10 protein-coding genes are annotated in these 12,131 nt (G+C 68.4%); 6 read left to right on the top strand and 4 right to left on the bottom strand.

Annotated elements, in window-relative coordinates; all coding sequences use genetic code 11:
• Positions 1–42: 42 nt before the first annotated feature.
• Together AB0E05_RS34375 and AB0E05_RS34370 are read left to right on the top strand one after the other, a co-directional pair.
• Complete coding sequence (locus AB0E05_RS34375; protein WP_361971139.1) at positions 43–264, top strand: hypothetical protein; 222 nt, start codon at positions 43–45, stop codon at positions 262–264.
• Between the two features lie 181 nt (positions 265–445).
• Positions 446–721, top strand: coding sequence for a hypothetical protein (locus AB0E05_RS34370; RefSeq protein WP_361971137.1), 276 nt, complete (start codon positions 446–448; stop codon positions 719–721).
• Positions 722–795: 74 nt separating this feature from the next.
• Here the strand turns inward: AB0E05_RS34370 and AB0E05_RS34365 are convergent, their stop codons facing one another.
• The 3 genes from AB0E05_RS34365 to AB0E05_RS34355 all read right to left on the bottom strand — a co-directional run bounded on the left by AB0E05_RS34365 (position 796) and on the right by AB0E05_RS34355 (position 3,205).
• Complete coding sequence (locus AB0E05_RS34365; RefSeq protein ID WP_361971135.1) at positions 796–1,197, bottom strand: DUF6069 family protein; 402 nt, start codon at positions 1,195–1,197, stop codon at positions 796–798.
• A complete protein-coding gene (locus tag AB0E05_RS34360; RefSeq protein ID WP_361971133.1) occupies positions 1,194–1,814 on the bottom strand; it encodes a TetR/AcrR family transcriptional regulator in 621 nt (206 codons plus the stop codon). Before AB0E05_RS34360 ends, AB0E05_RS34365 begins: the two co-directional genes overlap by 4 nt.
• 149 nt (positions 1,815–1,963) lie before the next feature.
• Positions 1,964–3,205: an XRE family transcriptional regulator gene (locus AB0E05_RS34355; protein WP_361971131.1), complete on the bottom strand. Its 1,242-nt coding sequence runs from the start codon at positions 3,203–3,205 to the stop codon at positions 1,964–1,966.
• A 371-nt stretch (positions 3,206–3,576) separates the two neighbouring features.
• Between AB0E05_RS34355 and tgmA the strand changes: the two genes are divergently transcribed.
• The 4 genes from tgmA to AB0E05_RS34335 all read left to right on the top strand — a co-directional run bounded on the left by tgmA (position 3,577) and on the right by AB0E05_RS34335 (position 8,841).
• Positions 3,577–3,870, top strand: coding sequence for a putative ATP-grasp-modified RiPP (gene tgmA, locus AB0E05_RS34350; protein ID WP_361971129.1), 294 nt, complete (start codon positions 3,577–3,579; stop codon positions 3,868–3,870).
• Positions 3,871–3,889: 19 nt separating this feature from the next.
• A complete protein-coding gene (gene tgmB, locus AB0E05_RS34345; RefSeq protein ID WP_361971128.1) occupies positions 3,890–4,939 on the top strand; it encodes an ATP-grasp ribosomal peptide maturase in 1,050 nt (349 codons plus the stop codon).
• Entirely contained in the window at positions 4,858–5,994 is a 1,137-nt protein-coding gene (locus AB0E05_RS34340; RefSeq protein ID WP_361971127.1) for a methyltransferase domain-containing protein, read from the top strand. Before tgmB ends, AB0E05_RS34340 begins: the two co-directional genes overlap by 82 nt.
• 1,548 nt (positions 5,995–7,542) lie before the next feature.
• Positions 7,543–8,841 carry a NucA/NucB deoxyribonuclease domain-containing protein gene (locus AB0E05_RS34335; protein ID WP_361971125.1) on the top strand — a complete coding sequence of 433 codons (1,299 nt, stop codon included), beginning with the start codon at positions 7,543–7,545 and terminating at the stop codon, positions 8,839–8,841.
• A 592-nt stretch (positions 8,842–9,433) separates the two neighbouring features.
• Here AB0E05_RS34335 and dnaE read toward each other — a convergent pair.
• The coding region (gene dnaE, locus AB0E05_RS34330; RefSeq protein WP_361971123.1) for a DNA polymerase III subunit alpha at positions 9,434–12,131 on the bottom strand (2,698 nt) is incomplete at its 5' end.

The following is a 12,131-nucleotide window of genomic DNA, read 5'->3' as shown; positions in this document are numbered from 1 at the left end:
TGACAGCACTTGGTAGTGAAACCACTACGGAGAGGAGTCGTCATGCCTGGCGAACTCGCAGTCGGCGCACTCGCGTACGACACCGTGGAGAAGCGGTGCGGTGTGGTCATGGACGTCTACGGGTCACTGGTCATGCTGCGTCCGCGCCACGGCGGATGTGAGTGGGACGCGCGGCGGGAGAACGTCCGTACCGCCACCCTGGACGACCGACTCGGGTCCGCACTCGCCGAGCTGAACGCGCTCAGCAGCAGACGCACCCCGTAACCACCCACAACTCCGCTCGCGCGTAACGGCGTTTCCCTGGCGCCGAAGAGAATTACGCGAGGGCGGTAGGGGTGAGGGGGACGGTGATCCCCCTTGCTCCTGGTCCCGGTCGCCCGCGAGGCACGCCCCTGCCCCCGGGCGACCGGGGCCGAACACCCCCACCCCACAAGCGGAGTCCTCGATGACGCTCAACGTCGAACCCACCCACGCCATGCCCGACGGCACCCGCATGGTCCGGCTCTGGGACAGCAACGCACCCCACCGCGTCATCGTCACCCCCCGCGCAGCCTTCACCCACTTCCTCGGCCTCGCCATGGACGACGGATACCGCGACCTCGAAGCCACCGACGAGGAAATGACCACCGCCGCCCGCCACGAACGAACCACCGTCGACCACCAATACGGCATACTCCCCGACCCACCACCCCCCACCCACTTCCCCGACGAACACCCCTGACGTGGCACGCAGAAAGTGCCCCGCCGAGCGCCCCTTCTCAGGCGTCGGCGGGGCACCTTCATGCTCGGCCTCCGCTACGGACGAGGTGAAGGCGACGGCGGGAGCGCCCCGCGCAAACCCGGGATCAGCACCGCCGCCACCGCCAGGTGGATCAGGGTCAGCGCGGCCCGGGTGCCGCCGGCCATGTCGCCGGTGAGCGGGAGGAAGGAGAGGGCCAGTACGGCGACGGCCACGCCGGTCCAGACGGCGCGGGCGCGGCGTACCCCGAACCGTTCCAGCGCGGCCAGGAGGCCCCAGCCGGCGAGGGCGACCAGCAGGGCGACTAACGCGACCGCCACCGCGCCGATTTCCAGGGTCTCGTCGCCGTTGGCGATCTCCAGCCGCCGGCCCAGCATCGGGTCCGCGACCAGCCACACCAGGAGGGGCGCGAGGACCGCGAGGCCCGTGACCGCCGAGCGTCGTTCGCGCACGTTCACTTGGCGCCTTCCGCGACCGCGCCGTGCAGGAAGATCTCCACCAGTTCCTGCGTGGTCAGCTCCGGCTCGTCCTCGATGTGCGGCTGCGTGAAGAGCAGCCCGAAGAAGAGGGCCGCGATCTGCTCCGGCGGCCGGCGCAGGGTGGCCTTGTCGGGCTCCAGCAGTTCCGCGATGGCCGTACGGATGCGGGTCGTCGACTCCTCGCGGCCGGCGCCGCGCACCGTGCCGGCGTGCTTGCCGCCGCGGTGTCCGGAGGCGTGCAGCGAGCCGGCGATCGCGCCCATGCGGTCCAGGTGCGCCTGGAGGGCCTGGGCCGCCTCCACAAGTCGGTCGGGCAGCGGCTGGGACACGTCGATCGCGCCGAGTTCGCGGACCGCGTGCTCGGGCGAGAGCGCCTCCGCCAGGCAGGCTTGCAGCAGTTCGTCCTTGTCGGCGAAGACGCGGAAGATGGTGCCCTCCCCGATTCCCGCAGCGCGGGCGACCTTCGCGGTGGTCACCGCGGAGCCGTACTCGGCGATCAGCGGGATCGCGGTCTGGATGATCATCGCGCGCCGCTGCTCCGGGGACATGCCGGGGGCGCGACGGCGTGCGGACGGGCTTTCCTTGGGTGCTGTCATGACGACGAGAGTGCGGAGTGAGTCCTCACTCCGTCAATGAGTGAGGACTCACTCCACAGGTGACTGAAGTCCTGGCGAATCTTCCGCCGAGCCCGCTGCACCCCCAACCGCATGACTGCCATCACCGCAGCCGTCCTCACCCCGGAGCGTCAACGCCAAAGGCTCACTGCCTCGGCGACTCGTTCTCTGAACTCCCGTACGACCGATACCGCGCCGTGGTGGTCCATGGATGCCGCGAGGTCTCGGACGTGGTCGTTGCTGCGGGGGGAATTGAGGGTGTCGAGGAGGTCGAGGGCCTGCATCCCGGTATGACAGGCGCCGTCGAGATCGCCCTGCTGGTAGTGGGCGGTGGCCATCCGGGAGAGGTAGAGCGCGCGGGTGCGGGTGTATCCGTCGCCGTAGGACGCGTGGGCTTCGGTGAACTTCGTCTGGGCATCGCGGGGGTGGCCCAGATCGAGGAGGCAGGAGCCGGTGAGCATGTCGATCTCTGGCTTCTCGACCCAGTAGGACCAGGTGGGGTCGTTGTCCCGGCGGCCAGCAGCGAGATGGTCGACTGCCTGGTTCAGCGCGCGGTAGCAGGCGCGGGCGTCGCCCGCTTTGGCGAGAGCTCGTGCCTGGCGGGCGGAGAGCATGGCGTCGACGACGGGGGTGCTCTGGCCGCGGACGGCGACTTGCGCGGTCCGGATCATCGCGTCGGCATCGTGGGGGTTTCCCACCGAGTAGTGCTGGACGGCGGCGAACGCGAAGACGTTGGCGCAGAGCAGTGCGTCGCCGCTGGTGCGGGCTGCCCGGAGGGCGGCGTTGAAGTAGCGCTGGGCGGCGGCGTGGCGTCCGGCGTCGAAGGCCATCCATCCGCACATGCGTGCCAGATCGGCTGCTTGGGCGTGGAGGCGGGCGCCTTGGGCGCTGGTGTAGGAGCTGTGTGCGAGGAGTTGGTGGACGAGGGAGAGGTGGGCTTCCGCCTCGGTGATCAGGTCCCCGCCGCCGTAAGCGTCGTCATCGCGCTGGAGTTCGCAGATGCGCGCCGCGATGCGGTCGACCATGGACGCGCTGACGCGGCGGCCACCTTGGGCGGTGGCGTGGGCGATGTCGGGGTTCGCGGTGAGCCAGTCGTGGAGAAGCGCGGTCAGAGTGACACCGGAGACGATGATGAACTTCCGACGGTCCATTCGGCCGCTCCTCAGCACGTCGTCGAGTACGGCCACGGTACCGACGGCGGTCCAGGGCCGGTACAGCTCGGGAAGGTCGGGACCGGGCAACCAGTACGGCCATGGCATCGCTTGCCTGGCCTGTTCGGCCACGCCGAAGACGACGGCGATCAGACGTTGCGTCACTTCGTCGGGAGTCCGGCCGTGTTCCCAGCAGGAGACGGTCTTCTTCGTGGTGGCCACATTGATCCGTGCTCTGTGCCCGGCTTCGCGAATGCGGTCCGCGAGCATCTGCTGCGACAAGCCCCAACGCCGACGGGCGTGAACGAGAGGATGGTCGTTGTCCGGGGTTGGGGACACCGGGACCTCCTGGGCCGGGACGAACGCGATCGTCGCGGAGTGTAGAAGCCACGTGACGGGCGACGAAAGGGCGCAGGACCCGATACGGCAGCGCAACGGAAGGGGACAGCCGGGGGCTTGACAACCACCTTGGACTACGAGGTGGGGGCTTCGCCCGGCCGAGGGTGAGACGCCATGGTCGGGAGAGTCCCGCGGCTCTCCCCCTCGGGTGTCTGCCCGGGCCGGGACCGCACGCAGAGTTCGAGGAGACGCACATGAACACCCTCGCACCGACCATGATCACCAGCTCGGACGTTTCAGCGTTGGGGCCACAGCCGGACCCGGCGGCGTCGACGGTCCGCCCGTTCGGGCTGACCTTGGCCACCCCGGTCGCCGTGGCCGAGGAACCCGACAGCCCCCTGGCCTTCTGCCCCGAGCGCCAGCTCACCGTCACCGACGGCGGGGAGCCCTTCATCCACGCCCCGTCCATGAAGACCGCGTTCACGACCACGTCCCAGACGCGGGAGGACATGCAGCTCGCGACGGACACGGACAACGACACCGACTGACCCAAGGGGGTAGTGGATCATGACGGTCCTGGTGCTGACCCGCCGCCGCATGGACGCCACTGCGGACATGATCGTCGCCGAGTTGTCCGCACGCGGTGTACCGATCGTCCGGCTCGACCCCGGCGACTTCCCCGAGTCCAGCGTGCTCACCGCACGGCTCGATCCCGGGCGAACCGGCTGGGAGGGCGTGTGGCGGGGGCAGCACCGGGACCTTCCGCTCGAAGCAGTCACGTCCGTGTACTACCGCCGCCCCACAGGGAACCGGTTGCGCCCCGGCCTCTCTGTTGAGGACGCCCGCTGGGCGCAGGCCGAGGCCCGAGCCGGACTCGGCGGCGTGCTCACCTCGCTGTCCTGCACCTGGGTCAACCATCCGCACCGCAACGCCGTCGCGGACTGCGTTCCCGTGGCCCTGGCCGAGGCCGCCCGTAGCAGCCTGACCGTCCCCTCCACCCTGATCACCAACGACCCCGCGGAAGCACGCGACTTCGTCTCCGCCCTTCCTGGCGGCCGGGCGGCCTACAAGCCGCTGGGAAACAGCGCGCCGGGAGCACACCGGGGGCAGCGGCATGCGCTGTGGACGACGCTCGTCACCGCCGATCAGATCACCCCGGACATCGCCGTCACCGCCCACTTGTTCCAGGCATGGGTCGACAAGGCGTACGAGGTTCGCCTGACCGCAGTGGGCGACCGGCTGTTCGCCGGTGAGATCCATGCCGGGTCCGAGGCGTCCCGGTCCGACTTCCGTCGGGACTATGACGCGCTCACCTACGCCCCCTGCGAACACGTGCCCAAGACCGTTCGCCGGGGTGTGAGAGCCCTCATGCGCACCTTTGGTCTCCGCTACGTGGCGATGGACTTCCTCGTTGACCACCAAGGGGGCTGGCACGCAGTCGATGTGAACCCCAACGGCCAGTACGGCTTCATCCCCCACCTGCGCGAGCCGATCACCCGAGCCATCGCCGACGTCCTGCAAGGAGAGATTCCCCCATGCCCACCGCCACCGCATCACCCGACTCCGCGGAAGCTCGCCGGCGCCTGGCCGACACCCTCACCGCCGAAGGCATGCTGACCGAGGGGTCGCCCTGGTACGAGGCATTCGCCACCGTCCCCCGGGAGATCTTCGTCCCCCGATTCACCCTGAGCGGACCCGACGGCCGCCGCGCGGTCGAGCCCGGCGATGCCGACTACCTCGACGCCGTCTACACCGACACCACCCTCACCATCCGGCACGACGACGCCGGCACACCGATCAGCTCGTCAAGCCAGCCGTCGGTGATGGCCCGGATGCTGGAGGCGTTCGCCGTCCCCGCCGACGCCCGAATCCTGGAGATCGGCACCGGCACCGGATACAACACGGCCCTGCTGTGCCATCTGCTCGGCGCGGTCCAGGTCACCACCATCGACGTCGATCCGGAACTGACCGCCACCGCACGCCTACGCCTGGCCGACATCGGCCACCACCCCACCGTCGTCACCGGCGACGGCACCCAAGGACATCTCGCGGGTGCCCCGTATGACGGCATCCTCGCCACCTGCGGCGTCGACCGCCTCCCCATCGCCTGGACCCGTCAGGTCCGCCCCGGCGGCACCATCGTGACGAACATCGGCAACGGCGTCGTCCGCCTCACCGTCGACCAGGACGGCACCGCCGAGGGTCGCTTCCTCCCCGACGACGCCATGTTCATGCGGGCCCGCCCGGCGCCCGACCACACCGCCCCCGCAGCAGGGCAGTTCACCGGGCTGATCATGAAGGAAACCGGCACCCGCCGGGAGATGGGCATCCCCGTTCCCGCCGACGAAGTCATCCACACCCTGGCCCACGAGGTCTGGATGCTTCAGCACGACGTGCTGTCGATGTCGTTCGAGACGGACCCCGCCACGCTGGTGCACGGCCTCGTCCACCCGTCGTCCGGATCGTGGGCCAGAATCACCCCTCAGGCCGGTGACCGCGTCACCGTCGAGCACGGCGGCGCGAGGGACCTGTGGACCGAACGCCTCGACCTCGCCGTCCAGTGGGCCGCCGCCCACCGACCCCGGCCCGGCGTCTACACCCTCACCATCGGATCCTGCGGCACCCACACCCTCCGGCGAACCGGCACGTCCCCCGTGTACTGGACGTTCTGACAGCGCTGTGCGGGCCCTGGCGTATGTGTGGGCCCGGCCGGACACGACCCAGCGGGGCGCGGGCCCGGAGGCCCCCCGCCGACAGGGGGCCTCCGGGCCCGCGCGGTCGTTGTCGGGTGAACGCGTGCGGCGGTCGGCGTTCACCCGCTCCGTCGGGGCGCCCGCCGGCCGGACAGTGGTGGCACGGTGAGCGCGCCACCACCGCCCGACCCGGCCACGTCGGTGGGAGCGACAAGCGCGGCGACGGCCGACGCACCGACGGTGCCGGCGCTCGGCCGTGCTCGTCGGGAGGGGGGAAGGCCGTCGTGGGGGGTTGTGCGCTTGGTCTTCACTGCTCGCCTCCGCGTGGATCCGAGGCCGGCGGGCGCCGCTCGGCCCCGTGGGACCGGGAGGCGCCCCCGGCCCACCTCCAGCCCGTTCCGCACGACGGGCCCTCGGTGGCGCCGACGCGTCCGACCCCGAATGTGGCGGGTCATGATCCTGTCAACCGGCGTGATCAGGAATCTAGGTCGCCGCACCCGTCTCGACAAGGACGGCTTTTGGTCGCGCCCGGCCGCGTCGGTGGCGGCTGTGACCTGCGGGAAGCCCTCTTTGCCGGTCCCGCGAAAGGACGGCCGCCTCCGCTGCCGGAGCGCGCCCTGCGCGGCGTGCGCGATGCTGGCTCGTGGGTCAGTACGCCGCGGGCCGTCGGCCCCGGGCTGCCGCCCCCGCCTGTTCGATTGACACACCATCATCGAACTGGTCGCGCGGGCCGGGTGGTTCGAACGGGCCACACGGTGGACCGCTCCTCAACTGACTGACGCTCCTTCATTTTTCCGCAAGACGGTTACGTAATGTCCCCCACCCTGACACGGAGGTTCCGGCCCCGGGGGTCGACGGTCGATCGGTGGCCACCTTGCTGTGTGACGGAAGCGACCGGTGTTACGGGAGAGAGGGCTGGGTGTGCAGGTCCGGGCATATGGGGGCGTAACTCCGGTACGGGCGCGGCTGAAACACGCCCCCCGGCAGCGGAGATCACCGGTCCGCCGGTGCGGCCAATGCCACTGCCCCCTCTCCTGGATCAACCGATCCATGTCGGTCTGTCACTGAAAGCCCGAAGGCACGAGGTTTCGCCGCACCGCCCTTTCATGAACGGCGGCACCGGACGGGCATCGAGGGGTTCGCGGCAGAAGGTGTCAGCGTGCCCCTGCTATCAGTCAGCGGTTGTACAGCCGTGTTTCCGACCGTTCGCACGATCCATTCCGGCATCCGAATCGGTCAATCACACCGTGATGATCAGTTCCAGATAGACCCTTGGCATGGATACGGAACTCGCCACTTCCCTCGCTGAATGTTCTGCCTGCCCGCCATCGCAGCGATACGTCTGGCCAGCAAGGCAGTTGCCGCGAGGAGGCGCAACGACGTTGGCTGACAGGATTCGCTTGGCGGCGTTGTGCACCCGCTGAGCACATCGACCTACGGCCAGAATATTCAGCCATCCTCCCCTAGCCCCGTAGTGGCGTACCTTTTGGCCCCCTACCATCTCAACGTCCGTATATCGGCGGTGAATTGGAGTCCAAGGAAATGGTCAGATTCGTACGCCTTATATCTGCTCTCGCGGTCGCAGCCACTCTGACCGTGACGGCTAATTCGGCCCACGCGTCCGACAGCGGAACTCGCACGATCGTCGCCATCCAGAAGCAGGAGTCCGGCGTCGCCCACGAGGACACTCCGCAGAAGGCGCCACCTCGTTCCAACCCCGGCTCCCTCAACCCTGAGGATCGTCTGGGTCCCATCCCGAAGGAATCTGCGGAATCCACGCAGAAGAGGCTTGAGGCCGCCCAGAAGTTCAGGGCTTTACGCGAAAGCGGAAAGGGTGCGACTCAGGCAAATGCCGGAGTCGCAGAATGTCAGGCTCTACCGCTCTCCTACCGCAACATAGGGGTGGTGGTGGATCACTTCTCCTGGTGTCACGTCGGCAACTTCATCGTGACCGTCCGGGAGTGTACGTCCGGGGGCAGTTGCACCGAGGTCGGGAAGGCCACGTTCCGGGCGACGACGGTTGGCTTTGGACGGAACGGCTCCCGCCAGGCGAGCTTCACGATGTCGTTCGACCAGTGGAATGTGAGTGGCAAGGCACCGGCTCAACAGATCACATTCGACATGAAATGCACTGTCACCAGCGGATCCGCGTGCAACGGTGACACGGCCAACAAGCAGACGGCAACGATCGCCCAGTGGCAGGCCATGCCCAGCGCCTACTTCGGCTTCACCTCCCCCGTGGCGGGCTCGGTGGGGACTGACCTATTGAGCTGGAACACTTTCGTTCCCCAACTGTCCGTGGTGGGTGGCAACACCGTGGACATGTCGTGGAACGGGTTCCGCTGCGACTCCGCCTCCTACATCCCGCAGACTCAAGGCTGCGTTTTCGACCTCTCGACGGAACTCTGGTACGACCTCAAGCTGGCTGATCCAGAAGTCAATGAGTCGGCTACGCACATCCAAGACGCCCAGAATCAGCCTGACGTCACCTTCCCGATGTACGCGGGGAAAACGGTGCCTGGCGGTGTGCTCAGCGGGCAGCCGCTCACCCGCGTCTACCATGACACTGCTTTGCGTGAAGCCAACCACCGCAAGGCGGTATCTACATGCAGGCAGCATTTTGGAAACTACTCTGCCCGCGGCCTGGACTGCGACGAGTATCCGTTCCAGTCCACTTTGCAAGGGGCCGCGGCGGGCGATAACCGGTACTCCGCTCGGGCTCTGACCTCTTCGGACAATCAGGCAGCTGGTCGAAAGCTCGGTACCTGGTACGGGAGTCAGAGGATCCTCGACGGTGACACCTTCTACACTCTGGTTCTGCCCTGACCAGTAACTAGCGCCACCAGCGGCGCGGCAGACGGCCTCTGTCGCGCCGCCTTGGCTAGGAGGAACAGTGCCCGGAGCAGAGCAGCCCCTGCAGAAGCAGCGCGTGAACCCCCGCGTCGAGTACCGCCACTTCCAACTGCTGGACGACGGGGCCACGGCAACCACACCGCCGGGGTGGCCGACTCCCGGACGAATCGTCGTCTCCGGGGGGAGCTGTGCGCTCTTCAGCACCGCTGGGAACGACTTCTATCCCGACGTCACCATCGAGGTTTGGGCTGAGGAGCCCGTGACCTCGGCCGAGTACCAACAAGTCATGCTGAATTCCCCATCCGGTGTCGTTTGGCTGAGGGAATGGGACGGTGGCCCTTGCGGTGCTCCCATCACGCTTCCCGCGCCGGGGGATTACCTTGTTCGCGCAACGTGTTCGGGGCGCGAGGAGGCGGCTCGGCGGGTGGGAGAGGAGCTCTACTACCGCGGTGTCGAGCAATGGCTGATCCAGGTCTGGCCGAAGGAAGCCTCCATCGCAAACGGATAACCCGACGCCGAGCCGGGATTCGAGGTCACCGACCCGACGCCGCCGACGTCATCGACGTCACCGGTCCGACGTCACCGGCACCGACGCCTTGAGGTCCGCCCAGAAGGCCGGGCGGGGCGAGACCCGGTAGCCCAGGAGATAGACCGTGGTGCGGGTGGGGCCGTGGACGCGGAGGTGGACCGGGGTGGGGCCGGGGTGGGCGTGCAGGGTTTCCTTGAGGCGGGCGATCGCGTGCGGGGTGACCTGCGCGGCGTCGATGTCGAGACGGATCGGCGCGTCGCCGGCCGCGGCGGCCAGGTCCAGCGGGGTGAGTTCCATGGCGACCAGGCGCGGGGTGTCCTCGCGCTTGTCGAGGCGGCCCTTGACGAGGACGACGGTGTCCTCGGTGAGGGCGGAGGCGACCATCTGGTACGTCGCGGGGAAGAACAGGCAGTCGACGGAGCCGGCCAGGTCCTCGACGGTGGCGATGGCCCACGCGTTGCCCTGCTTGGTCATCTTCCGCTGGAGGGCGGTCACGATGCCGCCGACGGTGACGACCGCGCCGTCCGGGTGGGCGCCGCCGGCGAGCGGGGAGATCGCGGTGTCGGTGCGGGCCGCGAGCAGGTGTTCCACGCCGAAGAGCGGGTGGTCGGAGACGTACAGGCCGAGCATCTCCCGCTCCTGCGCGAGGAGGTGGGACTTCTCCCACTCGTCGTCGGGGAACTCGACGTCGAGCCCGAAACCGGAGGCGGAGGCGGAGGCGGAGGCGGAACCGGGATCGGAACCGGAGTCACCGGCGAAGAGGTCGAACTGCCCCTCCGCCTCCTTCCGCTTCACCGCGAGCACGCTGTCGACCAGCGGTTCGTGGTGGGCGAGCAGCCCCTTGCGGGTGTGGCCCATCTCGTCGAAGGCGCCCGCCTTGATCAGCGACTCGGTGGCGCGCTTGGTGCAGGCGGCGGCCTCCACCTTGTGGAGGTAGTCGGGGAAGGAGGCGTACCGCCCCTTCCCCCGGCGGCTGCGGATGATCGCGTCCACCACGTTCGTCCCGACGTTGCGCACCGCGGAGAGGCCGAAGAGGATCACGTCGTCGCCCTGCGCGGCGAAGTCGGACCGGGACTCGTTGACGTTCGGCGGCAGCACCCTGATGCCCATGCGACGGCACTCGTTGAGGTACACCGCCGACTTGTCCTTGTCGTCCTTGGTGGAGGTCAGCAGGGCGGCCATGTACTCGGCGGGGAAGTTCGCCTTCAGATACGCGGTCCAGTACGACACCAGCGCGTACGCCGCCGCGTGCGCCTTGTTGAAGGCGTAGCCGGCGAAGGGGACCAGCACGTCCCACACCGCCTGGATCGCCCCGTCCGAATGGCCCCGCTCGCGGCAGCCCGCGCGGAAGGGGACGAACTCCTTGTCGAGGACCTCCTTCTTCTTCTTGCCCATGGCGCGGCGCAGCAGGTCCGCCTGGCCCAGGGAGTAGCCGGCGAGGACCTGAGCGGCCTTCTGCACCTGCTCCTGGTACACGACCAGGCCGTACGTGAGGTCCAGGACCTCCTTCAGCGGCTCGTCCAGCTCGGGGTGGATCGGGGTGATCTCCTGCTGGCCCGTCTTGCGCAGGGCGTAGTTCGTGTGGGAGTTCATGGCCATCGGGCCGGGCCGGTAGAGCGCGGTGACCGCGGTGATGTCCTCGAACTGGTCCGGTTTCATCAGCCGGAACAGGGCCCGCATCGCGCTGGAGTCGAACTGGAAGACGCCCAACGTCTCGCCACGGCCGAGGAGTTCGAAGGTGGGCGCGTCGTCGAGGGGCAGCGCGAGGAGTTCCAGGCTGACGCCCTTGTTCGCCTTCACCATCTTGACGGCGTCGTCCATGATGGTGAGGTTGCGCAGGCCGAGGAAGTCCATCTTCAGCAGGCCCAGCGACTCGCACTGCGGGTAGTCCCACTGCGTGATCGTGACGCCGTCGGTGTGCCGGACCCAGATCGGGGCGTGGTCCACGATCGGCTCGCTGGACATGATCACACCGGCCGCGTGCACGCCCATCTGCCGCACCAGGCCCTCCACACCGCGCGCGGTGTCGATCACCTTCTTCACGTCCGGCTCGTTCTCGTACATCCCCCGCACCTCGCCCGCCTCGCCGTGGCGGGGGTGCGCGGCGTCGGTGATGCCGGCCAGCTCGATGCCCTTGCCGCCGACGTCCGCGGGCATGGCCTTGCTGATGCGGTCGCCCATCGCGTACGGATAGCCCAGCACGCGGGCCGAGTCCTTGATGGCGTTCTTCGCCTTGATGGTGCCGTAGGTGCCGATCATGGCGACCTTGTCGGCGCCGTACTTCTCCGTCACGTACCGGATGACCTCGACGCGCCGACGCTCGTCGAAGTCGATGTCGACGTCCGGCATGGAGACGCGCTCGGGGTTCAGGAACCGCTCGAAGATCAGCCCGTGTTCCAGGGGGTCGAGGTCGGTGATGCCGAGGGCGTACGACACCAGGGAACCGGCCGCAGAGCCGCGGCCGGGGCCCACCGCGATGCCGTTGCGCTTGGCCCACATGATGAAGTCGGCAACGACGAGGAAGTACCCCGGGAACCCCATCTCGACGATGATGTCGAGTTCGTAGTCAACCTGCTTCTGATACCGCTCGTCCCAGCCGTCGGGATAGCGCCGGCGCATTCCGGTGAGCACTTCGGCGCGGAACCAGGTGGTCTCGGTGTAGCCGTCGGGAATGTCGAACTTCGGCATCAGGTTCCGGGACTCGAACATCCCGGACGTGTCGATCTGCTCCGCG

Source organism: Streptomyces sp. NPDC048057, from assembly GCF_040653095.1.
In the GTDB taxonomy this organism is placed as follows: Bacteria; Actinomycetota; Actinomycetes; order Streptomycetales; family Streptomycetaceae; genus Streptomyces.
Note: the sequence above shows the minus strand (reverse complement) of the source record. Positions and strands in the feature narration are given on the sequence as shown.